The organism is Mucilaginibacter sp. UYNi724 (genome assembly GCF_054057495.1).
Genome location: NZ_JBSRZI010000006.1, coordinates 235,130 through 259,581, shown reverse-complemented (window position 1 = coordinate 259,581; position 24,452 = coordinate 235,130). Strand labels below are relative to the sequence as shown.

Sequence of the window (24,452 nt, the reverse complement as noted above, 5' to 3'; positions counted from 1 at the left end):
TCTTTTTACTTCATAACAAGGTGATACGATATTAAAACATACAATGCTATAAAAATAATAAGCCTGCAGTATTTTACTGCAGGCTTATTGCTTTTATTAGTCAGGCCTGATTTAATCAATAACATTGCGATCCCTAAAATAAACCCTCGCGGTTCATTTTAGGGCGCAATGTTTCAAACAATAAACTAAGCACTAACTACGCCCATCCTTTTTAATAGTTTCCGGTTTTCGCGCCTGTGGATCAACTTGTAAACCATAGCATAAATAACAGGTAATATTAAGAGGGTAAGAATAGTTGAGGTAACCAAGCCCCCTATCACCACAATGGCCAAGGGTTTTTGGGTTTCGGAGCCTATCCCGGTTGATAAGGCGGCAGGCATCAGGCCAATTGCGGCCATCAAGGCGGTCATCACCACCGGGCGCACACGCGATATTACACCTTCCATTAAGGCAATATCAAGCGTCATATGCTCTTCCAGGTTCTTCCGGAACACCGAGATCAGGATCACACCGTTTTGGATACACACCCCAAACAAGGCTATGAATCCAATACCGGCCGAGATGCTGAAGTTGGTATGCGTAATGTGCAGCGCCAATATCCCGCCTATCAGCGCGAATGGTACGTTCATAATGGTGAGCATGGCGTCTTTGGCATTACCAAAGGTTACATACAGTATCAGGAAGATCACCAATAAACAAATAGGCACCACGTGGGCCAATGTGTTTGATGCACGGATCTGGTTCTCGAACTCGCCGTTCCAGGTAAAGGCATAACCTTTATCAAGCTTTACAGCAGCATTTACTTTTTGTTGCGCCTCGGCAATGGTACTGCCCAGGTCGCGGCCACGCACACTAAATTTGACTGCTATGTAGCGCGTGTTATTATCCCTGAAGATAAACGCCGGGCCGGTCAGTTGTTTTATGGTCGAGATCTCCTTAATGGATATTTTTGAGCCATTCATGGTAGGTACCATCAGGTTCTCTATTTTCTCTTCGGTATCGCGGTATTGCTTTTGGTAACGCAGGCGGATGTCGAACTTGCGCTCGCCCTCGTACAATTGCGTAGCGGCCTTACCGCCTATAGCCATTTCAATCACCGAGTTTGCATCGGCAGTGGCAACGCCGTAAAGCGCCATCTTTTGCTGGTCAAGCTCTATCCTAAACTCGGGCTGGCCAAGGTTACGCAGCACGCCTAAATCGTCTACACCTTGTACATTTTTCAGCACCTTCATCACCGCGTCGGCCTTGTGATCAAGCGTTTCAAAGTCCGATCCAAATATCTTGACGGCCATACTCGCATTTACACCGGCTACGGCCTCGTCTACGTTATCGCGGATAGGCTGCGAGTAGTTGAATACGATGCCCGGCAGTTTGCGCAGCTGGGTATCCATCTGGTCTATCAAAGCCTCTTCGGATACGCCGCTTGGCCAGTCCTTTTTATTTTTCAGATCCACCTGGATCTGTACGTTAAAGAAACCTTTAGGGTCGGTACCGTCATTGGTACGGCCTACCTGTGCAAGCGTTTGCTTCACCTCGGGGAATTTCTCCAATATCTGCATCATCTTTTGGTTGATGTGCTCGGCTTGGTTTAGCGATACACTCATTGGCAACTCCGCCTCTACCCAAAGGGCGCCCTCATTTAAATCTGGCAAAAACTCCGTCCCTAAAAACCTTGCCGAAAAGAAGGTGATCACCATAAAGGCAAGCGCTACCAGCAGGCTCAGTTTTTGGTTTTTATAGGTGAAGCCAAACATCCTGCGGATGCCATTCTCGAAGAATATAACTACCGGGTTGTGCTTCTCCCGTACGTTTTTCTTGAGCAGTATGCTGGATAGTGCCGGCACCAGCGTAAGGGTAAATATCAACGCGCCCAACAAGGCAAAACCCAAAGTATATGCCAGCGGAGAGAACATTTTACCCTCAACCTTCTGGAACGCGAAGATGGGGATCAAACAAGTAATGATGATCAGCTTGGAGAAGAAGATAGCCTTGCCCATTTCGGCACCTACATTCTTAAACAAACCAAGCTTTGCTATCTTGTTAAATTTCTCCATACCAAGTTCTTTGGCGCGATGATCGAGCGCTACGAAGATGCCCTCTACCATCACCACGGCCCCATCTATGATGATCCCGAAATCAACCGCCCCCATCGACAGTAAGTTGGCCGTCATCCCCTTAATGCGCATACATATAAAGGCGAAAAGCAATGCAAGCGGGATAATGATGGCTACGGTTAAAGTAGTGCGCCAATCGGCCATAAACAGGAAAACGATAACGGTTACCAGTACGATACCTTCTAACAAGTTATGGATCACCGTTTCGGTACAAAAATCCATCAGGTTGGTACGGTCATAAAAGGTATCTATCTTAACATCTTTCGGCAAGATGTTCTCGTTCAGGTCTTTCACCTTCTCGCGGATCTTATCCAGCACCAGCGCAGGGTTTTCGCCCTTACGCATCACTATGATACCTTCTATCACATCCTTCTGCCTGTCGCGGCTTACCTGCCCAAGGCGTGGCAGGCCACTTTCCTTAATTTCGGCAACGTTGCGCGCCAGAATAGGCACGTTGTTTACATTTTTAATGATGATGTTCTGAATCTCGCTGACGTTGTTTATCAAACCGATACCACGCACCACAAAGGCCTGGTCATTCTTCTCGATAACATCGCCACCCACGTTAATATTACTGCGGTTAATGGCGTTATATACATCAAGGGATGTTAACCCATATTTCTGTAATAGCGATGGGTTTACGCTCACCTCATAAGTTTTTTCCTCGCCACCAAAGCTATTTACATCGGCAACACCCTGGATAGATTTAAACTGGCGGTCCAATACCCAATCCTGTATCGCGGTAAGGTCATGGATAGATTCGGTTTTGCTTTTAAGCGTATAACGGTAGATCTCGCCGGTTGGGCCGTATGGCGGCTCAACCTCGGGTTTAACACCATCGGGCAGATCGGCATTTTGCAGGCGGCTCAGCACCTGTTGGCGGGCAAAGGCATCATCCACATCGTCATCAAAAATGATGCGCAGGTATGATAAGCCGAATGATGAAGTAGTACGCAGGTTAGCCTTTTTTTGTACCGAGTTTAAAACGGTTTCCATGGGGATGGTGATCATTTTCTCCACCTCTTCGGCACTACGGCCCGGCCATTGGGCAATTACGATGATTTGCGTATTGGTAACGTCCGGAAACGTCTCGATAGGGGTATTCAAGTAGCTCCAGACGCCCAATACAGCCAGCACCGCAGTCAAAAAGAATACCATCGCCCGGTGCCTGAGCGAGTAGTATATGATATTTTTAATTAGCTTATTCATTTTTATATTTTTAAGGAGCCGGAGCCCGGAGCAAGAGCGACGACATCTTAAATTAATTCTGTCTTGCTTCTTAACTCTTATGTCTTAATTCTAATTGTCTTGATTCTTGACTCTAATTGTCTTGATTCTCGTAATTAGTCTTCTGTTAAAGCATTGTAAAGCAGCAGCTGGCTTTTAGAAATCACCTTATCACCAGCCTTTAAGCCCGATGCGATATAGGTAATATCGTCAACCGTTTTTATCACGTTTACCGCACGCACCTGCAGGTCGCACTTGCTGTTGTAAACAACCACGTAGTTTTTGCTGCTGTCGAATATTACAGCGGCTGCCGGAATAGCCACCGAGTTTGAACCTTCTTTATTGGTGATGAGCACATTGGTGAACATTTCCGGCTTCAGTAACATATCATTGTTGGATAACGCGATACGCACTTTCATCACCTTATTATCCGGGTCAAGTACCGAGCTTATCTCGTCTATTTTACCATTGAATACTTTATCGGGATAGGCCAGTGTTGTTATTGTAGCATCGTAACCTTTTTTAACCTTGGCAATGTCTGTCTCAAACACATTTGCCCAAATCCACACATCCTTCATATCAGATATGGTGAAAAGGCTATTCGCGTTATCCGGGCGGATAAAGTTACCTGCCGAGATATTTTTCTCTACTATGTAACCGCTGCCCGGTGCCTTTATAATAAGCGAGCCGCTGGCGCTGGTATTGCCACCGCCGTTAATAGCAATTTGGTCGCGGACTTTGCTATTCGCGGCTACCGCCTTATTATAATTCTCTTTTGCTTCGGTATAATCACGCTCGCTCGAGATCCCGTTTTTGTACAGGTACTCGGCTTGCTCCAACTGGCGCTTGTTGATTGCCAGGTCAGATTTTGTAGTGCTAAGGTCGGTATAGCTACCTGCAACATCTGCGCTGCGGATAATGGCAAGCGTTTGGCCTTTGGTTACTTTATCACCCAGGGAAACCTTAACTTCCATTACCTGCCCGCTGGTGAAAGGGAATACCTTTACCACTTTATTTTCATCGAATGATACCTCGCCCGATAGTGCAAGCTCATCTTTCATGGGCTTGCTTTTGGCGGTATCTATTTTGATCATCTTTTGCAACGAATCGCTTATGCAAACCTGTTTGGTCTCCATAGTGCCTGTCTTTTTTTCCTGGCAAGCGCTAAGGCCAATTAAACCCAGGCCTAAGTATATGATGTGCTTTTTCATTATATGTTAGTGCTATTATTGATTGAGATATATTTAAACTTTGTTCCTACCTCCCTCTCCTTCGGAGCGGGCCGGGGAGAGGCTTCTTAAAGCGGCGTTACTACTGTTGTGCCTACCGCAAAATTCAGGTCGGCGATGGCCTTTTGCAGGTTTAGCTGCTGCTGTAAAATTTTGATCTTGGTTTCCCGGTACGAATCGAAAAAGTCTACATACTCCTGCAGGTTAATCTGCTTCAGCTGGTAAGCTTTAGACATGCCCTTAAATAACTGATCGTACTTGGCGTAAAAGTCATTCTCGCGGTTGCCAAGCAATTGCTGGCTAAGCTTGTATTGTTGCACTGCCGAGTACACATCGTTCTTCACCTGTAGTTCGCTGTTCTTTAGCGTGTATTCCTGGCTTTGGGCAGCAAGTTTCGCGTTTTTGATATTACCCTGGTTACGGTTAAAGATGGGCAACGGCAGGCTGATCTCTAAACCCACAAAGTTGCGGGCGTAGCTGCTATTTTGGTCGAACGTGCTACCGATGGTAACATCCGGCACGGCCAGCGCTTTTTGCAGCGACAGGTTATGGTTGTTTTGATCTAACAGATATTGGTTAGCCAGGTAATCGCCACGGTTTGCTTTTGCAAGAGCAGATAGGTCATTTGCGTTGAGCGTGGTATCTGTATTATTAAAAGTTATTTGCGGGGCGATGAATTGTTCCTGATTAGCAACCAACAAAGTTTTCAATTCGCTTTGCAGGTCGTTTATCTGGCGGTCTATTTCAACTAAGTCATTCTGCAAGCCAAATAATAAGGCTTTTAAACGGATCAGGTCTTTAAGAGAGTTGTTGCCCGCCTGATAAGATTTATCGGTAGCGTTCACCATATTGGTAGCCGATGCTATCTCGGTCTGGTAAACTTTACGCTGGTCTATCAGGTTGGCCACCTGCGAAAAATCTAAGAGCAGGTTGTAGTGCAAATTCCGCAACAGATCATTAAACTGTGCCTGCTGGATGTTTACATCATCATTAGCCATTTGTACCTGCTTGCCGCGTTTGCCGGCGGTTTTAAAAACCTGACTCAGTTGTACCAGTATTTGGCCGTTACCGCTGCTGTGGTCAAAAAACTTTTTGTTGGCGTCGGTAATGTTCTGGTCAGTACTTAGTACGGGGTTATCCCAAAGTTTGGCTTGTTTAACCAATGCCTGCGTGGCATCAACATTATACTTTTGGGCTATCAGGATCAGGTTGTTTTGCAGGAATAGTTTCCATGCATCTTTAAAGTTTACCTTAAGCGTGTCAGTTTGTGCGGAGGCTTTTTGCCCGATCATAAAAGCGAGGGCAAACAGAATTAAAATTCTATAATATATACGTAACATGTGCTATTGTTTGATAGTACCAAAACTATCGCACCTATATTAGAAGCACATTAAAAGCAAATTAGAATACCATTAGAATTATGCGGAGGCATTGTTTTTCAAAAATTGCACCTCAAAAGTGCTACCAGCCTGTCCGTCAGACGTTACCTCGATAGTGCCCTTAAACAATTCTATTATTTTACTGGTGATATAAAGGCCGATGCCGCTGCCGGCAATGTTTTTATCCCGGTTTGCACGGAAGAACGGATTAAATATCTTCTCCGCGTTCTCTTTACTAATGCCCGGGCCATGATCACTTACTGCGATTTTAATGTGCGATGCATTGGCTTCAAAGCTTAGCGTAACGGGATGTGGTTCCGAATATTTAAAGGCATTGTCAATGATGTTGTTCAGCGCGATATACAGCATAGACTTATTGGCCGGGATGGTTAACACCTCTTCATCCTCGGGCAAAGTTGCCAACCGGATCTTCAGCATCCCCGTCCCTTTCCTGGCCGACCATTGTTCCTCCAGTTCCCAAATCAACTCGTCAACCCTAACGGGGCTTAGCTTGGCCTGGGTGTAATTCAAATCTACCTGTGCAAGCTCCATTAAACTTGTAATAGTTTCCTGCAACCGCGCGCCATCTATGGCTATTGACGACAAAATGCGTTTATATTCCGCTTTGTCGCGGTCTTTCTCCAGCGCAAGTTCTACTTCGCCAATAATACTGGTTAGCGGTGTACGCAACTCGTGAGATGCATTGGCTACAAAAGTTTGCTGCAACTCGAACGCGTTTTGCAAGTGTGCCAGCAGACTGTTAAAATTAGCTATCAGCTCGGCTATCTCATCCTTGCTTTTTACCTGGCTTACCCGCATGTGCAGGTTGCTGGACCGGATATCCCTGATCTGCGAGATGATCTTTGTTACAGGCGAGAGCGCCCTTTGGGCGAACATCCGCCCCGCAAAAAATAATATCACCCCAAATACCACAAACAACACACCCGCTATTTCACCTAAAACAACCATACGCCGTGGCGCGTTTTCATCAACCGCGGAAGCCAGTATCACAAAATCGCCCTGGTTATCACGGTAAAATTTGCCCACCACCTGCCTGTTGCCTTCCTCGTATTGGATGCTTCCGTCGCGGCGTACTTGTTCAATAATGCTTTGTGTCCAATATATATTGTGTTTTACCTTAAAGGCAGATACGTTGTCTTTATCATAAACGCGGATAGCCTCATCGGGTAATTTCTCCAGGTATTGCTCCTGTATCTGCAGCATACTGTCGGCTGCCAGTTCATCGGCTTTTAAATAAAGTTGGGATGCCAGGTTGGTACGATCGGTAAGGCGGCTATAAAAATCGGCAGTAAAAAACGAATACACGGCTATGTACAATGCCACCAAAACAAGCAGCAACGCCCCCGAACTTATGAGCGTAAAGTATAACGATAAACGGGTTTTTATTTTCATTATCAGCCCCCTCTAAATCTCCCCCGATAGGGGAGACTTTTTAAAAATCTTTAAAAATCTATTTAAGCCCTGCTTCCGGGAAGAGTTTGGGAGAGGCTTCTCTTAATCTTTCAATATATACCCCATCCCAATTACCGTATGGATGAGTTTTTTATCAAATCCTTTCTGGATCTTGTTGCGCAGGTAGTTTACATATACATCCACCATATTGGTGCCTGTATCAAAGTTGATGCCCCACACCCGTTCCATAATATACTCGCGCGACAGCAGTTTGCCGGGGTTATTCATCAGCAGTTCCAGCAGGCTGTACTCCTTTGCGGTAAGGTTTATTTGCTTGCCTTCGCGTTCGGCGGTTTTGTCCCATGTATTTAGTTTTAATCCGCCGAAATTCAGGATATGGCTGTCGCCATCGGTAAGCTTTTTACGGCGAAGCAGGGCTTCAATCCGAGCCAGCAACTCGTTAAAGTGGAACGGCTTTACCAGGTAATCGTCCGCGCCGGAGTGAAGGCCGTTCACTTTATCATCTATAGTGCCTAAAGCGCTTAACATTAGTACGGGCAATTGCGGCTGACGCTTGCGTAGCTGCCTGCAAATTTCAATACCACTCATATCGGGCAGCATCACGTCCAGTATCAACAAGTTGTAATCATTCGCCTGAACCATCTCCAATGCGGCTTCGCCGGTATCGGCAATATCCACTTCGTAGTTGTGCTCGTTAAGGCCTTTTTTTATAAATGATGAAACTTTCTCTTCATCCTCTACAACACAGATCCTGATCATTCTTTAGTGTTTGTTCAAATATGAAAATAAATGGCGGTTTGTCAATTTACTTTCACAAATATACATTGTACGTCATATAACCCTTGTTTGCATTTGATGGCGATACACATTTGCTTACGTTTGCGGCATGACGGCTACCATCACCCCGAAACTACATACCGCTATAATCCCCTTAATGGCCGTAGCGGCCGGTGTTACAGTAGCCAACATCTATTATAACCAACCCATCCTCAAAGATATCGGCCTGTCGGTACATGCCTCCGGTTCCGAAATTGGCAAGGTATCTATGTTTGCGCAGTTAGGTTATGGCTTAGGTATGTTCTTTTTGATCCCCCTTGGGGATAAGGTGAACCGCAAAAACCTGATCTTACTATTGAGCACTCTACTAATGGTGGCACTTGCAGGGTTTAGTTTTGCCACACAATTATACCAGGTTTACGCGCTGAGCATGCTGGTTGGCCTATTTGCCACATCTGCCCAGATATTGATGCCGATGGCGGCTACATTAGATAGCGTTAACCGCGGCAAAACTGTGGGCAAGGTTTTCAGCGGCGTCCTGGTAGGGATCTTAGGCGCAAGGGTTATCAGCGGGTTAATTGCCGGCTGGCTGGGATGGCGCTTTGTTTACGGTATATCGGCAGGGATGGTATTTGTTGTTGCCATATTACTAAAACTTTACCTGCCAAACGTACCGCCAAAATTTAAAGGCAATTATGTAGGCCTGCTTAAGTCGGCTTTATCTTTAGTGGGCGAGTTTAAAATATTAAGGCAGGCGGCTTTATTAGGCTTTTTCACCTTCGGGATCTTCTGCTCCTTTTGGACCACACTTACCTTCCACTTAAGCAATGCGCCGTTAAATTATTCGGCAAGTACCATTGGGTTATTTGGTTTTATAGCTATCGGCGGCGCCTTGGTTGCCCCCTTGTTTGGTAAATTGGCCGATAAAGGTAATACGCACCGCTCACTGCTAATTTCTGTTGGGATGATCATCGCCAGCGTTATCCTTATCAAGATCTTCCCATACTCTATCGTGGCGCTTATCATCGCCATCTTCTTTTTGGATATTGGCGTACAAGCCACACAAATAACCAACTTTGCACGCATCTACGCACTTGACGAGCATGCACATAGTCGCCTGAACACCATCTACATGACCACCTACTTTATCGGCGGCTCGGCAGGCACCTACTTCGGACTATTATCCTGGAAGCTTGGCGAATGGGATATGAGCACTTGGCAGATGCTGCTTTGGGGGGTTATTGCAATAGCTATTGTAATGGTATCGGGGCGAGGAAAGTCGAGCGTACGGGCCTAACTTCTCTAAATTACTGGCATAATGGTGCGAGCGTGACTCTCACAGCGGGCAGTAATTTAAACCGCGTTAATCTTCTGCTTTACATGATCTGCAAGGCGTATAGATAATGCCACCAATGTTAAAGTTGGATTTGGCGCGGCTGCCGTTGCATAACAGGATGCACCCGCCATAAACAGGTTAGCAATGCCATGCACTTTGCAATTGGCATCTACCACGCCCTTTTTAGGATCGGCTGCCATGCGGGTAGTGCCCATGTGGTGCCAGCCACCGCCGGTAAACTCGGGCCAGGTATTATCGCTCTCGTCACGCAGATATTCCATTAACCTAACACGGCCGGCTTCAGCGATGCCTATTTGTTCGCCAATAATTTTGTAGATGCCCCGCAAACTATGCTTTTCCAGCGGTGTAAGCTCCCAATGCAGCATAGCTCTTGGTACACCCAAAGCATCTTTTTCGGTATCTAAGGTAACACGGCTGTTGGGGTTTGGAGCCTGCTCTATCCGGGTAAACAACTGGTACGAACTGTGGCCTTCTTTTTTCGCGCCATCCTTCCCGACTTTTTCAAATTTGGCAAAGTTCTTTTTAGTTTGCGCGGTATCGGCCGACCAAATATCTATAAAGGCGGCTTGCTTTTTGGCGATATCCAAAGGAATAAGTGACGCTGTTCCGTTCAAAATCCTATGTTTGCGCTGCATATCCTCACTAATGGCCAGTTCGGCGCGGGCTTTGGTTATCTCCCACTCCCAATGGTATAGTTTTAATACATCGGGCCGGGTAAGCCACAATTCTGCCGATTTTATCTCGAGATGCTCCATAAAATAGCGGCCTACATTATCATTTTGGTTGCCCAGGCCTCTTAGTATTTGTTTATTTGATGCCAGCAGTAAACGGGCATTTTGGATGGAGCAGCAGGCAATAATAAATTGTTTTGCCTTAACCGTATGCTGCTTGCCCGCAAGGTTTTTTACCGTTACTTGCGTAATGGCGGTGGCGTGTTCATTGGCGGTAATATCTGTAACGTTGGCGTAGGTATACAGGTGGATATTAGGCGCCTCAACAATAGTATCGCGGTATTTGGTGCCAAAGCGGGTAGGTTTACTAAACTGCCACATTTTATTGTAAACTGCATCGCCCTCAAACGGCAACGACTTCAGTTCCGGATCTTTACTTTGCCAATATGCTACATCGTACTCATACGGGCCAAGGTCGAGGTTTTTGTGGGCGCGGGGGTAATACGGGTCAAGATCATCACGGGTTATGGGCCATCCGCTATGCGGCACCCAGTCGCGCTCTTTAAAATCTATCGGGTCGAAAGTGGAGCAAAAGCCCGACCAGTGCCCTGTTGTTCCGCCAAAGTAATGCAGCCTTGCCGAATCGAGCGGATAGTACCGCTGCCCGGTAGTTTTGCCTTTATACAGGTCCTGCATTTGCTTTTCATATTCAAAGCCTCCCCCCTCAAGCAGTATTACCTTATATGGTGTATTTAAAAATTCAAGCGCTAAGCTTATACCTGCCGCACCCGAGCCAACTATACATATATCGCCTTCTATCAGGCTATCATCCTCTATATTTCTCGCGTCGATGTGCATGACTATCCTAAATTATGGTGTAAAGTGCGCACTGGCGCGCTTCGGTTAACGCCATTACCCAACCACTAACTTGTATTACATTACCTGCTTTAAAATCGGCAGTTACCTGCTTTTTAAGCATGGATTGTATCTCGTTTTGCTTAAAGTTAGCTACATCTTTGCCGCCCATAAGCAGTTGCGAAAGCGTTTTCCGGTCGCGCTCGGCACTGTGAGTTTCCAGGTAATTGGCACCAACCTCTTTAATGGTTTTTGAATCAACCAAATGCGAGAATAGGAATGGCTGCGCAACGGCCATTTCTTTAGGCCCTCTGCTACAGCTCTCAGCAAATGGCAATGTTAACGCCAGAGCGGTAAATGCCGATAGTTTTACAAATAACCTTCTTTCCATATCAATTCTTCACAGTTTCCAGTTTCATGGCATCAAGGCCACGCCCCTTTACCAGTTCGGTGTAGTTGGTCAGTTCAAATTTTAGCCCTATCAGTTTTTTAAACTCGGGCGATAACAGCATGTTCAGTTCCGTTTGGCGGTGCAGGGCGGTAAGCGGCCTGCCTGCTTTGGTATTCATCATGCTGCTGTTCATATCAAACAGGGCGCTCATTTCCGAATCTTGCAGAGCAACGTGGATCACCACGAGGTTTGGCCTGTTCTTACTTAGTTTATTGGTAACATAAGCCAAAAACGCTTTCTTTTTAGTGACAACGGGTTCGCCCCACATTTCCTTATAGGTTTCGCCCAGGTACACCTGCTCGCTCAGCGTTGAGATAGCCAGTTTATATTTATGGGCAAGCTTCTCAGTTAACGCGCGCAATGCCGGGGTTGATAGGGCGATGCCCATGTGCGGGTCGATGTAAGTGATTTTAAGCCCGGATGCCAGGGCGCGTTCAATTTGTGCCGAGAGTTCCCTCTCCACTTCATCTATCTTGTAACCGCTTTTGGCAAAAGCGCCTGTGCTTTGGTGGAAATATCCCACGCCATCAACCAAACTCGGTACCGCTTCGGGGCCTGTTACTGGCCCCCATCGATAGTTCTTCCATTCGGATGTAAGGGTAAGGTGCACGCCAACGCTTACCTGCGGGTTTTTCTTCAGTATCTCTACTGCTTCCTGGTACCAGGGGCAGGCAAACTGCACCGAGGCCGAGAACGGCATTTTAGTGTCGGCCATTTTTTTCATGGCCATATTTACGGAGTGGTTCATGCCGATGTCGTCTAACCGCAGCATCAGTTTAGGCAATATCTGGATAGACATTTGTGCCGGTGCCGTTTGCATCAACCCAACGCATAACATTAAACAGAACAGGTATTTTATATTTTTCATATTGATAGATTATACTTTTAAGAAAGCCTTTTTACGATACAGGAAGTAAAGGAACATCCATTTCACCATTACAAAACATATAGCCATTACTACTATATTATAGGGATTTCCAACCAATTCGCCCAACCAGCCAAAGAACCCGTTGGTGGCATAGTTCCAGTTAATGAATTTGCTGGAAATGTAGATCAGGATAGAGTTCATACCTATCACCTTAAAATAAAATGCCCAGGCCTTATAACCCAACACGTCTATTACATAATAAAACAGTGCTAACAATAGCAAGCTTAAACCACCCACATGCAACACGAAAGAGCTTGTCCACAGGTTTTTATTGATTGGAAAGTCAAGATTCCAGATCTGCGCCAGCACTAAAAACACCACACCTACAGCCGCCAGTATAAACGCCTTGCGCCCTTTATGCTGATGCCCGGTTTTAAGTAACGTACCCGCTAACACGCCCAATAAACCTGTGCTGATAGCCGGGATGGTTGAGAATAACCCTTCCGGATCGTGGATGCCCAGATACAATTTACCCGGCAGGATCAGCCTATCCATATAAGATGCAAAGTTGCCCGGCATGGTAAGGTCGCCCGGGGCGAAGCCTGGGGCAGCTGTGAATTTTAATAGCAAATAGTATCCAATGATAAAGAACCAGAAAAAAACGATCTGCCATTTGCGGTTGGCATACAGGTAAATAATATTGGCGAACATATAAGCGATACCGATGCGCCCAAGTACCGATGCAAAGCGGATCTCTTCGAATGGTTTCAGGGTTTTTAAGCCGTTGTTCACCAATAAGCCAAGCAGCACCAAAATAGCGGCGCGTTTTATAACGCGTAAAAGAAGCTGGTTTTTTGTGGCACCCTTTTCAAGTTCGCGACCTGTTGAGTATGGGGTTGCTACACCCGCCAGGAACAAAAAGAGCGGGAAGATGAGGTCATACAAATGAAAGCCGTTCCAGTCTGGGTGGGTAAACTGATTGGCAATGGTTTTCCAAAATGGCGAGCCGGTAGCTTTGGCAAGGGTGTGGAAAATTTCTTCGCCGCCCAATATCCAAAACATGTCAAACCCACGCAGGGCATCGAGGGAATAAAGGCGCTCGTAGCTAAACGGTGAGGTGTTTACACCATCGGATGCGGCGATATTATCTGCTTTTTTTGCGGTCATTGGTAATACTAATAAAGGTAAAACAGCCCGGTACTGGCCACCGGCAATGGTTTATCAATTGATTTTTAAATATAAGATACTTTTTAAAGAATTTACAAAAGTTTTTAGCCATTCTCCGGCCGTCTCCAAAGTAAGCCTCATGTCGAATTATCTTGTTCATACTCTCTTCTCCTTTACAGAGGGCTGGGAGATGCTACTTTTCTAAGAAAGCCGGGTTCTTCAATCCCGTAGATAAAAATGCGGGTTTTACGGTATATAGGTTGCGCCTGCCTTTGGTCACCTTTAGTTGATTATTGTTGCGATGCTCAACTTTCCCCTGTTTTGCGGATGCCGGTGGTCCCGATCCTAAAACTATGTATAAAAACAAGTTCCAGTTTAAAAGGCACGCTTTTTTAAAGTTTTTAACTGTTATAATATTAATGTCGCCCATTCGCATCCTGGCGCAATCGCCCCATATCGACAGCCTTACCGCCAAATTAAAACACTATCCCGATAACATCGCGCTACGTTTAGAACTTGCCAACGCCCAGCTAAAAGGTGGCAATATCGATACGGCTCAACTGCTTTTTACCGAAGTTGCCACCCTGGCCGAAAAGCTTGATAATTCCGTGGATTATGCAGAAGCCCATATTAACATTGGCCGCATCAACGCCGATAAAGGCGAGAATGTAAAGGCACTTGCTAATTACCAGCAAGCCCTTACCAAAGCCGAAAAAATAAGCGACAAAGACCTTTCCGCGCACATCTACAAACATATTGGTGCACTATACATCAGCTGGAAAAAGTTTGATGAAGCGCTTAGCTACTACGAAAAAGCTGAAACACTTGCCCGCGAGATCGGTAATGAAGAACTGGTTGCCGATTGCCAAAACAATAAGGGCACCGTTTACGAACAGCAATTAAAGTATGATAAAGCAATCATCGCCTACAAGAACGCGCTGGATGTTTACACAAAAATGGACATCACTGCCAAAATCTCGATGGCGCTGAGTAATGTGGCTATCGTTTATAAATTTCAAAAGAACTATGGCTCATCGTTAGAGTATAATTTAAAGGCGCTGAAACTTTCTGAAAAAACGGGCGATAAATGGATGATGGCCGCAACTTACAACAACATCGGCAACCTGTACGGCGAAATGGGTGAATACAAAAACGCACTGGAATATTGCAGCAAGAGCATCGCAATAGCCAAAAAAATAAACGCTATTGAAATTGTAGAAGCCGCTTACGAAAGCATGGCCGATGCCGCCGCCAAAGCAGGCGATTATAAAAACGCGTTCAATTATCATAAACTTTACGCTACTACAAAAGATAAATTCATTAATGTAGAAAGCACCAGACAGCTATCGGAACTGAACGTAAAATTTGAAACGGAACGCAAACAGAAACTAATTCAGCAGCAGCAGTTCGAGATTACCCGGCGAAATACCACCATTGCGGTCATCGCGGCGTTATTTGCAGTGGCAATCATTATTGGCATACAATCGTACCGTAGTTATAAATTAAAACAAGACTGCATTTTGCAGGCAGCAGTTTTGCAACAACAGAATATTGCAACAAAAGGCATTATTGAGGCCGAAGAAAAAGAGCGCAAACGCATAGCGGCCGACTTGCATGATGGTGTAGGGCAGCTCTTCTCGGCCGTGCGCATGAACCTCAGCAGCCTGATGGACCGCGTGGTTTTAATCAATGCTGATGAGCAGGCCCTCGCGGAAAAAACCCTCGCCATGGTCGACGAAAGCTGCAAGGAAGTACGCACCATTGCCCACCAGATGATGCCAAATATTTTGTTAAAAATAGGTCTGGCATCAGCTATTAAAGATTTTGTAAACAAGATAGATTCGCTGCATTTGAAAGTGAACCTCGAGGCTTACGGGTTGGAAGAACGACTGGAAGATAATGTGGAGATAGTACTTTACAGGGTTGTGCAGGAGTGCGTGAACAACGTTATAAAACACTCCAAAGCTAACCGGTTAGATATAAACCTTACCCGCGAGGATGACAATATCTCGGTAACTATCGAAGATAACGGCGTCGGTTTTAACACCAACGACAAGATGAAATTTGAAGGAATCGGCCTAAAAAATATCATTACCCGGGTGGAATACCTGAAAGGCACGGTTGATATCTCATCCGACCAAAACAAGGGCACGCTGATAGCGATCTATATCCCGCTTAAAGCTTGAATTTAAAGTAACTTTTGGCGTTGTAGTAGCAAATATCCTGTATTACCTTTCCCGTCCATTCTATATCATTAGGCAATTCGCCGTTCACAATATCCTCAGCAAACAGGTTGCATAAGATGCGCCTGAAATACTCGTGGCGGGGGAACGACAGGAAACTGCGCGAGTCTGTCAACATACCTATAAAACGACTCAACAAACCCATGTTTGATAACGCGTTTATCTGCCTGGTCATCCCGTCCTTTTGATCCTGGAACCACCATGCCGAGCCATATTGTACTTTGCCGGCGATAGAGCCGTCATTAAAGTTACCTATCATGGCGGCCATCATTTCGTTATCGGCCGGGTTAAGGTTGTAGATGATGGTTTTGGCAAGCCGCTCGTCCTTGTCCAGTTTATTTAAAAACTTTGCAAGCGGCCTGGCCTGGCTAAAATCGCCTATGGTATCAAACCCGGTATCCGGGCCAAGGGTGCCCAACAGGCGACTGTTATTGTTGCGCAACGCTCCCAAATGGAACTGCTGCACCCAGTCTTTCTCCTGGTTCCACACGGCGAAATTATACAGCATGGCCGATTTAAATTTCACCTTTTCAGAATTGGTCACTTTTTTTTCGGTGCGTACTTTTTCAAAGATCTCGCGCATTTCTTCGTCGGTATATTCCTCTGCGTACATGTGCTCAACGCCATGGTCGGCAACGGTACAACCGTTTGCGGCGAAGTAGTGGTGGCGGTTCTTGAGCGCGTATAAATAATCTTCAAAAGTACTTATGGCGATGTTTGAAACCTCCTCGAGCCGGTTTATATAAGCGTTTAGCCCCGCAACGTCTTCAATGTGCATGGCTTTATCCGGCCTAAACGCCGGGAATACTTTTACCTCGGCCCCATCCCGTTTAAGTTGGTTGTGGTGGGTCAGGTCATCCAACGGCTCATCGGTGGTGCAGATCACTTCCACATTCATCCTTTTGATCATTTGCTGTACCGAAAACTCCGCGCTTTGCAAACGTGCCGAGCAATCGTCATAAATAAAATCGGCAGTATCAGGCATCAGGCGGGATGTGATCCCGAAATAGCGTTGCAGCTCCAGGTGTGTCCAATGGTAAAGCGGGTTACGCAAGGTGTACGGAACAGTATTTGCCCACTGCCGAAATTTCTCACTATCGGGCTTGCTGCCGGTGATATATGACTCATCTACACCGTTGGCACGCATTGCCCGCCACTTGTAATGATCGCCCTGTAGCCATGCCTGGGTTATGTTGGCAAAATTGATGTTGCCGGCAATTTGATCTGGCGGCAGGTGGCAGTGGTAATCTATAATGGGGAGGTCTTTCGCGTGATCGTGGTATAGCTCGCGGGCGGTATCACTCTGCAGCAAAAAGTCCTCATCTAAAAAGCTCTTCATAATTGGCTAATAAAAAGGCAATGTATTAAACATTTCTGATACATTTTACCGGCAAACCACGCAAACGTTTTAGTTACACGCCCATTGCATCTAATATCTCATTTATTGAGAATTTCGCCCCGCAAACAAACTCATCGGCAGCGCCATAATATAGGGTAATGGTGTCGCCATTAACCACGTGGCCGTTGGTAAATACCACGTGTCCAAAAAAGCCGGTAGTTTCGTAAGCCTCTGTTGGTTCCATAATCGGATCGGTGGTGCGGGCTAATACTTTTGAAGGATCGTTAAGATCTAATAATACCGCGCCTAAGCAATATCTATGCTCTTTTGTAGCGCCGTGATAAATTTCTAACCATCCTTTTTCAGTTTTAATAGGCGCGGCACCTGCGCCAACGCGGCTGCTGTCCCACATCCCCTCGCGGGTTTTTAGTATACATTTGTGATTGCCCCAGTGCTCCCCATCCGGCGATTCGGCTATCCAGATATAATTTCCGCCAATGTCCACACTGCTAGGGCGGTGCAGGGCGTAAAACTTGCCGTTTATCTTTTCCTCAAAAATGGCTACATCCTTATTGTGCGGGGGCAAGATCATACCGTAAGTTTCGAAAGTTTTCCAGTCGGTAGTGGTGCGCAGGCCTACGCCTACTCCACTATCGCTAACGGCGGTAAAGGTTAGGTAAAACTTATCTTCGAGAAGGGTTACCCGGCAATCCTCTATACCAAAAGTTTGTAACGGGCCTATACCGTATAGCTTTTTATAGCCTTCAGGTTCATAAAACTTTACACCATCATCGCTGCATAGTAAGCGCAGGTGCGATAGCGTGGTGAGGTAATCTACCCCTTTATAATGCACTACGCGGGCATCTGTGGCTATTAGGTCGGAGTCATCCAGGGCTATTTCCATAATGGTGGTTTCGCCGGTAGCGGTCAGGATCGGGAACGATACCTTCACTTCGCTTTGTTCGGGCCGCTCGGCTACGCGCACCAGCAGCCATACCTTACCATCAAACCTGAAAACGCCGGGGTTTAGCAGGCAGGCTATATGCAGGCCATCGGCACTTGGCTTTAAATCTTTGGGTGATAAGAGTGGGTTTTGCGGGAAACGTTTAGCCAGATCTGCCATCATTTAAAATATTGGTACGTAATTTTAACAGCCTGTCTATACAATGGTTTCCAATAAAAAAACTTTGACAAAAATTTGCGTAACCGAATGGTAACGTATATATTTGCGTAACCATTAGGTTACACGAAATGAGAAGAGATGTTTTCCAGGCCATTGCCGACCCTACCCGCCGAGATATTATTAACCTGCTTGCACATCAGCAGCTAAACCTAAATGCCGTTGCCGATAACTTCGACATCAGTCGCCCGGCGATAAGCAAGCATATCAAAATCCTGACCGAATGTGGACTCATCACCATAAAACAACAAGGCCGCGAACGTTACTGCCGTGCCGACCTTAAAAAACTGGAACAGGTTAATAAATGGACCGAACAATACCGTGCCTTTTGGACCGGCAAATTAGATGCGCTCGAAGATTTTTTAAATAACGAAACAAAAACAAAATAATATGGAAACGACACCTCTTGTAGTTGAGCGCACGCTTAACGCCCCCGTTAGCCGTGTATGGCAAGCCCTTACCGATAACGAACAAATGAAACAATGGTACTTTAAACTGGAAAATTTTGAACCCCGCGTTGGTTTCGAATTTAGCTTTAGCGGGCAGGGAAGCAAAGGCGATAAGTATATGCACAGCTGCTGCGTAACCGCTGTTGAACCTGAGAAAAAACTGAGCTACACCTGGGCTTACGATAGCTTCCCCGGCGGTTCTGAAGTTAGTTTTGAATTGTTCCCCGAGGGGGATAAAACGCTGGTGCGCATTACGCATACGGGCTTGGAAAGCTTCCCGCAAAACACCGCTGACTTTGGCGTGGAAAGCTTCAGCAAAGGCTGGAACCATATATTGGGCATCAGCTTAAAAGAATTTATAGAGAAAGAATCATAACACAAAAAGGCCGGTAACACTTTCGCTTCACCGGCCTTTCTCGCATTTATATGTATTACAACTTAATAAACTTATAGACGAGGCGTAGCTGGCGCGGTGCTACCTGGTGATGTATTACCGGGTGTTGTAGCCGGGGTAGTTGTACGTGGCGCTGTTGGCGACGTACTGCTTGGCACAGTAGGGCTTTGCGTTGGCACGGTTGGGCTCTGTGTTGGTACATTAGGGCTGGTAGGGCTTGTTGATGGTACTGTTGGGTTCGGCATTGCTGGTGCCGGTGCCGTTGGAACAGTCGGGTTAGTAGGGCTGGTTGGAGCCGTTGGATTTGTTGGTGTTGTAGGGTACGACGGATTAGTCGGGTTTGGTGGCGTCATTGGGCTGCTTGGGCTCATTGGCGTTGTAGGCGTAGTACTCCTGGTTGGTGTAGTTGTTTTGACCTTTTGTTTTTTAGGCACGGTGTCCTGATTAGCAGTTATATGGTCTGTTAACAATACCGCTTTGTGGAATGATGTTGAAGTATGAGTTTTTGCAGCTGCGTTTATGGCTAAAGCAGCAAAGGCAGTTGCCATTATTAAAGTTATCTTTTTCATGATATTTATTATTTAATGGTTTATAACTATTAACTATTAAACAATTACCATGCCGATAAAGATAATATAAACATAAAATCTTTTTTAATAATACTTACTCCGCAACCACATCGCCACTTTCACCAGGATGATCAAGGCGGGCACCTCTACCAGCGGACCAATAACGCCCGCAAAAGCTTCGCCCGAATTGATACCGAATACACCAATGGCTACGGCTATGGCCAGCTCGAAATTATTCCCGGCTGCAGTAAAAGCGATAGAAGCATTTTTTGAATAGTTTGCACCCATATATTTACCTGCAAAAAAACTTACCAGGAACATCATCGCGAAGTATATTACAAGCGGGATGGCGATTCGCACAACATCAAAAGGGATCTGGACAATTAATTGCCCCTTCAAGCTAAACATTACTACAATTGTAAATAACAAGGCAATTAATGTTACGGGCGATATTACAGGTAGAAATTTTTGGCTGAACCACTCCTCCCCTTTTAATTTAATGAGTGCATACCTGCTGATGATGCCCACGGCAAAAGGTACCCCGAGATAAATACCTACCGATTTCGCGATCTGACCAATGGTGATATTCACTACCTCGCTTTTCATACCAAATAAAGGCAGCAGTACCGTAATAAATACGTAAGAGTAAACGCTATAAAGCAATACCTGGAAAATGCTGTTCAATGCTACCAACCCGGCGGCATATTCGCGGTTACCTTCGGCAAGTTCGTTCCATACGATAACCATGGCTATACAGCGGGCAAGGCCTATCAGGATAAGGCCTATCATATAATCCGGCTTATCATGCAGGAAAATTAAGGCCAGTGCAAACATCAGGATAGGCCCCACTATCCAGTTTAGGAATAGCGAAAGGCTTAAAACCTTGGTGTTACTGAATACCTCACCTAAATTCTCATATTTCACTTTTGCCAATGGCGGATACATCATCAGTATCAATCCAATAGCCAAGGGAATATTAGTTGTACCGCTGGAGTATGAGTTAATAAATTTTGGGGCGCCGGGGATAAAATAACCGATACCAACCCCTATTGCCATTGCCGTAAAGATCCATAAGGTAAGGTAACTGTCTAAAAAGCCAAGTTTTTTGCGGTTAGCAGCCGGGGCGCAATTGTTAGCCGTCATAATTATTTGATGTGTTGTTTTACAAAATCATACGTGTATGCCTTGATCATATCACGCACCCTTATAAATTCGGCCATTACTTCATCTGCTGTACCTGTGGCCTTTGCCGGATCGGGGAAATTATAATGAAAGCGTTTAACATCCCCCGGGAAATACGGGCAGGCTTCATTGGCGTTGTCACACACGGTTATCACATAATCAAACGGGATGTGTAGGTATTCATCTACATGGTTTGATGTATGGGCGGATAAGTCTATCCCGTCAGCAGCCATCACTTCAATAGCCTTTGGGTTAACGCCGTGGGTTTCTATTCCGGCGCTGTAAATAGTCGCTTTATTGCCCGCATAGTGGCGCAGGTATCCCTCTGCTATTTGGCTACGGCAACTGTTGCCGGTGCATAGTATTAATATATTCATCATGGTAAATTTAATTAGCAACAGCCAGATCCGGGCGTACAGCAAGATGCGTTGTTGGCAAGGTTTTGTATTTGAATTTTGGGTTTAACTTCTGCTATTGGCGTACAGCATTCCGGTCCATCGGCATTAGTGCCGCAACTGCCGCCACGGTCAATTGCCTTACACTGCACAACATCGGGTTGCAGGTCTACCACCAATGCATCGTTATCAATCAGCAGTTGTTTTGGCAACATTTGGCGGGTATCAAATTGCTGGTTGCCAAATTCTATCTTTAATATGCCATCTGTATCTAAAGGCAATACTTTTTCAACTAGGTCGATAATAGATAAGGCTTTACTTACACGCATAGCCCTTTCTTGCTGCTCATTTTGTGGCTCCCAAAGCTGCATGATGATCTCCGTCCATCTATTCACTACACCACCACAATCTACCGATGTAATGGGTGCCAGTTTAATTTCGGTAATATGATAAGCCGCATCCACCCATTTATCTTCGGCGTACCTAAATTGTAGTATCAACTGCGGATTTGCTTGTAATTGTTGCTTAAAAGCACGCCATGTTAAGTTTTCCATAATTTATTTATTTAATATTATCGCAATATTACGATTGATTTAAGTAAAAAATTTTAACAGCATTTATTAACATCGGTGTACGATGTAAATAATGCACCTACTTCGTTTTGCAGTACTTTCCATGCCTTGGGTTCGATGCAATAGCATATGCTTGCACCCTCAATTGTCCCCTGGATCAACCCGGCATTTTTCAGTTCTTTTAAATGTTGTGATATGGTTGCCTGGGCCAAACCCAAATCGTCTACAAGATCGCCACAAATGCAGGCATTGGCTTTTATAATATGCTGCAGGATAGCGATACGCGCCGGGTGTGCAATAGCCTTTAATTGCATAGCCAACTTATTTTGCTCATTAGTAAAAATATCTTTTTTAGTAACCCCCATATCAATCGCAATATTACGATTAATAATTCAAATCAAAATGTTTTGTTTTAAATATTTAATCACTTACCTTTAACGTTAGTAACGTATGAAGCTAGCATGATCATTTCTTTCGGTTCTAAAGACACAGAAAAAATATGGAATGGTACCAGGGTTGTTAAAATGCCCATGGACATTCAAACTACGGGAAGAAGGAAATTAAGGATGCTAAATAATTCGCAAAACGTATCCGATCTAACAATTCCGCCATCAAATAAACTCGAAAAATTAAAAGGTAACTTAAGAGATTTTTACAGCATCAGAATAAACAATCAATGGCGTATAATATTAATGGGATAACGGCAACGCGACTGAAGTTGAAATTGTAGATTATCATTAAAATGGAAAAATTACCCAATATACATCCGGGGGAGATCTTATTCGAAGAGTTTTTACTTCCGTTAGAAGTTACTCCTTACAGGTTAGCAAAAGAAACGCACATCCCCCAAACGCGTATATCTGAAATTATTAAAGGCAACCGCAGGATAACCGCGGATACTGCATTGCGTTTCAGTCATTTCTTTGGCAATAGCGCGAAGTTTTGGCTTGGCCTGCAAGATGATTTTGACATAGAAGATGCCATGGCCGAAAAGCAAGAAGAGTTTGATACCATTAAGCGCCTTAAAAGCGCTTAATCTTCCCACCTACTTCAACACCACCTTGGTAGCGCCATAACCAAACTTTTCTTTACGGGCATCCATAAAGGTTTGTACTTTGGGGTGCTTGCTAAGCAGTTTATGCAGTTCGTGTTTAAGTATGCCGTTGCCTGTGCCGTGGATAAATGTAATATCGGGCATCTGGTGTACAATGGCGGCATCAAGCGCTTTTTTGAAATGGTCGGTTTGGATATTGAGGATCTCGCTGCTGTTTAAGAACTGGTAATCGTCGCGCAGTTTTTCGATGTGGAGGTCAAGCTCGCTTACGGGTTTTACAGTGGTTGGGGCTTTCTCTTCGGCAGGTTTAAAAAAGCTTTCTTTTAGCTTCTCGGCATCTATAATAAGTTCCGGTTCGTCCAATTGGATCATCCAGCCGTGTTGTTTAATATACGGAACAAGCTTTTTAGCATCCGAAAAATCTTTTGCCTTAAACTGTTCGCTCACATTCAACGGACTTACCGATGGCTGGTTTTGCTTTGTGAAAAACACAACCTGGAAGATAAGCTTCGGCCATAGCTGCAAGTCGGATAGTTTAGCCGAGTAAACCTTGGCTACACCATTAGCTTCGATGATGCCTGCAAACTCGCCTTTAAAATCCTTTTGCTGTTGCGCCGTAACCGAGGCAAGCAATTGGTATGATGTTTCGTTGATGATATACAAGTGCACCAGCGCCTGGGCTTTTGCGTCAGCAACTATGGCAATATGTACGCCCTTGCTTTTAAACTCGCCGAGTGGTTTTGCTTCGGCAACGTATTCTGCGTCGTGGCTTTCGGCACCGTGGCCATGTACATAAGTAACCTTGCTGGCTAAAACAGGGATCTCAAAATCATCCTCAACGGTAACACCTATCATCTGCTCGTCGATGATGTGGGTTACATAGCCTTCCAGCTTTTCGTCAACAAATCGTACAAAATCGCCTAACTTATATCTCATAATGCAATAATAACGAGCAATAGCGAATAAATGGTACTAATGGTTGTTAATTGTTTAAATTTGAATTCCCTTTCACAATTAATTAAGCAAGATGGCTCCTCGTACCCCACCCGCCCCTGATGATGCTTTTTTAAAGCAGATCTTTTTACATCACTTAACCCGCATATACAATGGTAAACGTTTTTTGCAGCAGCGAACAGACGACTTGGTAAAGATTGCATCGTTTAAAGCGCTTAAGCTTGCTGTTGGTGAGTTTGGCGGCGACGTTGATAAACAGGTGGAACGGATGGAAGACATTTACAAGCTCATAGGTGAAACCCCGTTACCTGAGGTTTGCAACCCTATCCGCTCTATTGTGAAAGATGAGTTTTGCCTGGACGACGGGCAAGACGTCCCCTTATTAAACGACCTTGACCTGATGCTTTATTTACAAGTTCTGGAGCATATCAACATTACATCGTACCGGATGCTGATAATGATAGCCAAACTTTTGAAATATGACGAGGTGAAGCAGTTATTGAAGGAAAACTTTGATGAGTCGGCAGATAACGACAAGTTATTTACGCTGATAGCTAAGGAATACATTACCGATTAACATCAGCAAAATCAT

Annotated in this window: 24 protein-coding genes; 7 read left to right on the top strand and 17 right to left on the bottom strand. The window is 45.2% G+C overall.

All coding sequences use genetic code 11. The annotated features are described in order from the left end of the window. Positions 1-185: 185 nt before the first annotated feature. From ACVW0P_RS11485 to ACVW0P_RS11465, 5 genes are all read right to left on the bottom strand, one after another. A complete protein-coding gene (locus tag ACVW0P_RS11485; protein WP_457132217.1) occupies positions 186-3,323 on the bottom strand; it encodes an efflux RND transporter permease subunit in 3,138 nt (1,045 codons plus the stop codon). Positions 3,324-3,457: 134 nt separating this feature from the next. Continuing rightward, positions 3,458-4,552: an efflux RND transporter periplasmic adaptor subunit gene (locus ACVW0P_RS11480; protein WP_457132216.1), complete on the bottom strand. Its 1,095-nt coding sequence runs from the start codon at positions 4,550-4,552 to the stop codon at positions 3,458-3,460. Positions 4,553-4,638: 86 nt separating this feature from the next. Continuing rightward, entirely contained in the window at positions 4,639-5,862 is a 1,224-nt protein-coding gene (locus tag ACVW0P_RS11475) for a TolC family protein (RefSeq protein ID WP_457132215.1), read from the bottom strand. A gap of 126 nt (positions 5,863-5,988) precedes the next feature. Next, the gene (locus tag ACVW0P_RS11470) at positions 5,989-7,362 is read right to left on the bottom strand and encodes a HAMP domain-containing sensor histidine kinase (RefSeq protein ID WP_457132214.1); all 1,374 of its coding nucleotides are present in this window, start codon (positions 7,360-7,362) and stop codon (positions 5,989-5,991) included. Between the two features lie 102 nt (positions 7,363-7,464). Beyond that, entirely contained in the window at positions 7,465-8,142 is a 678-nt protein-coding gene (locus tag ACVW0P_RS11465) for a response regulator transcription factor (protein WP_457132213.1), read from the bottom strand. 127 nt (positions 8,143-8,269) lie between these two features. On the opposite strand from ACVW0P_RS11465, the gene ACVW0P_RS11460 reads away from it, so the two are divergent. Then, the gene (locus ACVW0P_RS11460; RefSeq protein ID WP_457132212.1) at positions 8,270-9,457 is read left to right on the top strand and encodes an MFS transporter; all 1,188 of its coding nucleotides are present in this window, start codon (positions 8,270-8,272) and stop codon (positions 9,455-9,457) included. Between the two features lie 56 nt (positions 9,458-9,513). On the opposite strand, the gene ACVW0P_RS11455 is transcribed toward ACVW0P_RS11460, so the two are convergent. The 4 genes from ACVW0P_RS11455 to ACVW0P_RS11440 are packed head-to-tail and all read right to left on the bottom strand — an operon-like array spanning position 9,514 to position 13,529. Next, positions 9,514-11,046: an FAD-dependent oxidoreductase gene (locus ACVW0P_RS11455; protein WP_457132211.1), complete on the bottom strand. Its 1,533-nt coding sequence runs from the start codon at positions 11,044-11,046 to the stop codon at positions 9,514-9,516. Between the two features lie 7 nt (positions 11,047-11,053). Then, positions 11,054-11,434, bottom strand: a complete 381-nt coding sequence (locus ACVW0P_RS11450; protein WP_457132210.1) for a hypothetical protein — start codon at positions 11,432-11,434, stop codon at positions 11,054-11,056. Between the two features lies 1 nt (position 11,435). After that, positions 11,436-12,362 (bottom strand): ChbG/HpnK family deacetylase, encoded by a 927-nt coding sequence (locus ACVW0P_RS11445; protein ID WP_457132209.1) that lies wholly within the window; start codon positions 12,360-12,362, stop codon positions 11,436-11,438. A 9-nt stretch (positions 12,363-12,371) separates the two neighbouring features. Then, complete coding sequence (locus ACVW0P_RS11440; protein WP_457132208.1) at positions 12,372-13,529, bottom strand: acyltransferase family protein; 1,158 nt, start codon at positions 13,527-13,529, stop codon at positions 12,372-12,374. Positions 13,530-13,882: 353 nt separating this feature from the next. Here ACVW0P_RS11440 and ACVW0P_RS11435 point away from each other — a divergent pair, with 353 nt between their 5' ends. After that, complete coding sequence (locus tag ACVW0P_RS11435; RefSeq protein ID WP_457132207.1) at positions 13,883-15,715, top strand: ATP-binding protein; 1,833 nt, start codon at positions 13,883-13,885, stop codon at positions 15,713-15,715. Here ACVW0P_RS11435 and uxaC read toward each other — a convergent pair. Together uxaC and ACVW0P_RS11425 are read right to left on the bottom strand one after the other, a co-directional pair. Continuing rightward, positions 15,705-17,111, bottom strand: a complete 1,407-nt coding sequence (uxaC, locus tag ACVW0P_RS11430) for a glucuronate isomerase (protein ID WP_457132206.1) — start codon at positions 17,109-17,111, stop codon at positions 15,705-15,707. The genes ACVW0P_RS11435 and uxaC overlap by 11 nt on opposite strands. Positions 17,112-17,184: 73 nt before the next feature. After that, positions 17,185-18,237, bottom strand: coding sequence for a glycoside hydrolase family 130 protein (locus tag ACVW0P_RS11425; protein ID WP_457132205.1), 1,053 nt, complete (start codon positions 18,235-18,237; stop codon positions 17,185-17,187). A gap of 125 nt (positions 18,238-18,362) precedes the next feature. On the opposite strand from ACVW0P_RS11425, the gene ACVW0P_RS11420 reads away from it, so the two are divergent. After that, positions 18,363-18,680, top strand: a complete 318-nt coding sequence (locus ACVW0P_RS11420; RefSeq protein WP_354431716.1) for an ArsR/SmtB family transcription factor — start codon at positions 18,363-18,365, stop codon at positions 18,678-18,680. 1 nt (position 18,681) lies between these two features. After that, positions 18,682-19,116 (top strand): SRPBCC family protein, encoded by a 435-nt coding sequence (locus tag ACVW0P_RS11415; protein WP_457132204.1) that lies wholly within the window; start codon positions 18,682-18,684, stop codon positions 19,114-19,116. A 71-nt stretch (positions 19,117-19,187) separates the two neighbouring features. On the opposite strand, the gene ACVW0P_RS11410 is transcribed toward ACVW0P_RS11415, so the two are convergent. From ACVW0P_RS11410 to ACVW0P_RS11390, 5 genes are all read right to left on the bottom strand, one after another. Beyond that, entirely contained in the window at positions 19,188-19,703 is a 516-nt protein-coding gene (locus tag ACVW0P_RS11410) for a hypothetical protein (protein WP_457132203.1), read from the bottom strand. Between the two features lie 84 nt (positions 19,704-19,787). After that, positions 19,788-20,846: an ACR3 family arsenite efflux transporter gene (arsB, locus tag ACVW0P_RS11405; RefSeq protein WP_457132202.1), complete on the bottom strand. Its 1,059-nt coding sequence runs from the start codon at positions 20,844-20,846 to the stop codon at positions 19,788-19,790. Positions 20,847-20,848: 2 nt separating this feature from the next. Continuing rightward, positions 20,849-21,265, bottom strand: a complete 417-nt coding sequence (locus ACVW0P_RS11400; RefSeq protein WP_457132201.1) for an arsenate reductase ArsC — start codon at positions 21,263-21,265, stop codon at positions 20,849-20,851. 11 nt (positions 21,266-21,276) lie between these two features. Then, complete coding sequence (locus tag ACVW0P_RS11395; protein ID WP_457132200.1) at positions 21,277-21,834, bottom strand: DUF6428 family protein; 558 nt, start codon at positions 21,832-21,834, stop codon at positions 21,277-21,279. A gap of 53 nt (positions 21,835-21,887) precedes the next feature. Continuing rightward, positions 21,888-22,217, bottom strand: coding sequence for an ArsR/SmtB family transcription factor (locus tag ACVW0P_RS11390; protein ID WP_457132199.1), 330 nt, complete (start codon positions 22,215-22,217; stop codon positions 21,888-21,890). A 96-nt stretch (positions 22,218-22,313) separates the two neighbouring features. On the opposite strand from ACVW0P_RS11390, the gene ACVW0P_RS11385 reads away from it, so the two are divergent. Both ACVW0P_RS11385 and ACVW0P_RS11380 read left to right on the top strand, forming a co-directional pair. Further along, positions 22,314-22,553 carry a type II toxin-antitoxin system RelE/ParE family toxin gene (locus ACVW0P_RS11385; RefSeq protein ID WP_457132198.1) on the top strand — a complete coding sequence of 80 codons (240 nt, stop codon included), beginning with the start codon at positions 22,314-22,316 and terminating at the stop codon, positions 22,551-22,553. 41 nt (positions 22,554-22,594) lie between these two features. Further along, positions 22,595-22,888: a HigA family addiction module antitoxin gene (locus tag ACVW0P_RS11380; protein ID WP_457132197.1), complete on the top strand. Its 294-nt coding sequence runs from the start codon at positions 22,595-22,597 to the stop codon at positions 22,886-22,888. A 9-nt stretch (positions 22,889-22,897) separates the two neighbouring features. Here ACVW0P_RS11380 and ACVW0P_RS11375 read toward each other — a convergent pair whose 3' ends face one another. Further along, entirely contained in the window at positions 22,898-23,842 is a 945-nt protein-coding gene (locus ACVW0P_RS11375) for a Smr/MutS family protein (protein ID WP_457132196.1), read from the bottom strand. A 91-nt stretch (positions 23,843-23,933) separates the two neighbouring features. Between ACVW0P_RS11375 and ACVW0P_RS11370 the strand changes: the two genes are divergently transcribed. Continuing rightward, the gene (locus ACVW0P_RS11370; protein WP_354431706.1) at positions 23,934-24,437 is read left to right on the top strand and encodes a DUF892 family protein; all 504 of its coding nucleotides are present in this window, start codon (positions 23,934-23,936) and stop codon (positions 24,435-24,437) included. Positions 24,438-24,452 lie beyond the last annotated feature (15 nt).

Coding starts and splice junctions, on each gene's coding strand:
- ACVW0P_RS11485 (WP_457132217.1), bottom strand. CDS start 3,323: ATGAATAAGCTAATTAAAAATATCATATACTACTCGCTCAGGCACCGG.
- ACVW0P_RS11480 (WP_457132216.1), bottom strand. CDS start 4,552: ATGAAAAAGCACATCATATACTTAGGCCTGGGTTTAATTGGCCTTAGC.
- ACVW0P_RS11475 (WP_457132215.1), bottom strand. CDS start 5,862: ATGATCGGGCAAAAAGCCTCCGCACAAACTGACACGCTTAAGGTAAAC.
- ACVW0P_RS11470 (WP_457132214.1), bottom strand. CDS start 7,362: ATGAAAATAAAAACCCGTTTATCGTTATACTTTACGCTCATAAGTTCG.
- ACVW0P_RS11465 (WP_457132213.1), bottom strand. CDS start 8,142: ATGATCAGGATCTGTGTTGTAGAGGATGAAGAGAAAGTTTCATCATTT.
- ACVW0P_RS11460 (WP_457132212.1), top strand. CDS start 8,270: ATGACGGCTACCATCACCCCGAAACTACATACCGCTATAATCCCCTTA.
- ACVW0P_RS11455 (WP_457132211.1), bottom strand. CDS start 11,046: ATGCACATCGACGCGAGAAATATAGAGGATGATAGCCTGATAGAAGGC.
- ACVW0P_RS11450 (WP_457132210.1), bottom strand. CDS start 11,434: ATGGAAAGAAGGTTATTTGTAAAACTATCGGCATTTACCGCTCTGGCG.
- ACVW0P_RS11445 (WP_457132209.1), bottom strand. CDS start 12,362: ATGAAAAATATAAAATACCTGTTCTGTTTAATGTTATGCGTTGGGTTG.
- ACVW0P_RS11440 (WP_457132208.1), bottom strand. CDS start 13,529: ATGACCGCAAAAAAAGCAGATAATATCGCCGCATCCGATGGTGTAAAC.
- ACVW0P_RS11435 (WP_457132207.1), top strand. CDS start 13,883: ATGTATAAAAACAAGTTCCAGTTTAAAAGGCACGCTTTTTTAAAGTTT.
- uxaC (WP_457132206.1), bottom strand. CDS start 17,111: ATGAAGAGCTTTTTAGATGAGGACTTTTTGCTGCAGAGTGATACCGCC.
- ACVW0P_RS11425 (WP_457132205.1), bottom strand. CDS start 18,237: ATGATGGCAGATCTGGCTAAACGTTTCCCGCAAAACCCACTCTTATCA.
- ACVW0P_RS11420 (WP_354431716.1), top strand. CDS start 18,363: ATGAGAAGAGATGTTTTCCAGGCCATTGCCGACCCTACCCGCCGAGAT.
- ACVW0P_RS11415 (WP_457132204.1), top strand. CDS start 18,682: ATGGAAACGACACCTCTTGTAGTTGAGCGCACGCTTAACGCCCCCGTT.
- ACVW0P_RS11410 (WP_457132203.1), bottom strand. CDS start 19,703: ATGAAAAAGATAACTTTAATAATGGCAACTGCCTTTGCTGCTTTAGCC.
- arsB (WP_457132202.1), bottom strand. CDS start 20,846: ATGACGGCTAACAATTGCGCCCCGGCTGCTAACCGCAAAAAACTTGGC.
- ACVW0P_RS11400 (WP_457132201.1), bottom strand. CDS start 21,265: ATGATGAATATATTAATACTATGCACCGGCAACAGTTGCCGTAGCCAA.
- ACVW0P_RS11395 (WP_457132200.1), bottom strand. CDS start 21,834: ATGGAAAACTTAACATGGCGTGCTTTTAAGCAACAATTACAAGCAAAT.
- ACVW0P_RS11390 (WP_457132199.1), bottom strand. CDS start 22,217: ATGGGGGTTACTAAAAAAGATATTTTTACTAATGAGCAAAATAAGTTG.
- ACVW0P_RS11385 (WP_457132198.1), top strand. CDS start 22,314: ATGATCATTTCTTTCGGTTCTAAAGACACAGAAAAAATATGGAATGGT.
- ACVW0P_RS11380 (WP_457132197.1), top strand. CDS start 22,595: ATGGAAAAATTACCCAATATACATCCGGGGGAGATCTTATTCGAAGAG.
- ACVW0P_RS11375 (WP_457132196.1), bottom strand. CDS start 23,842: ATGAGATATAAGTTAGGCGATTTTGTACGATTTGTTGACGAAAAGCTG.
- ACVW0P_RS11370 (WP_354431706.1), top strand. CDS start 23,934: ATGGCTCCTCGTACCCCACCCGCCCCTGATGATGCTTTTTTAAAGCAG.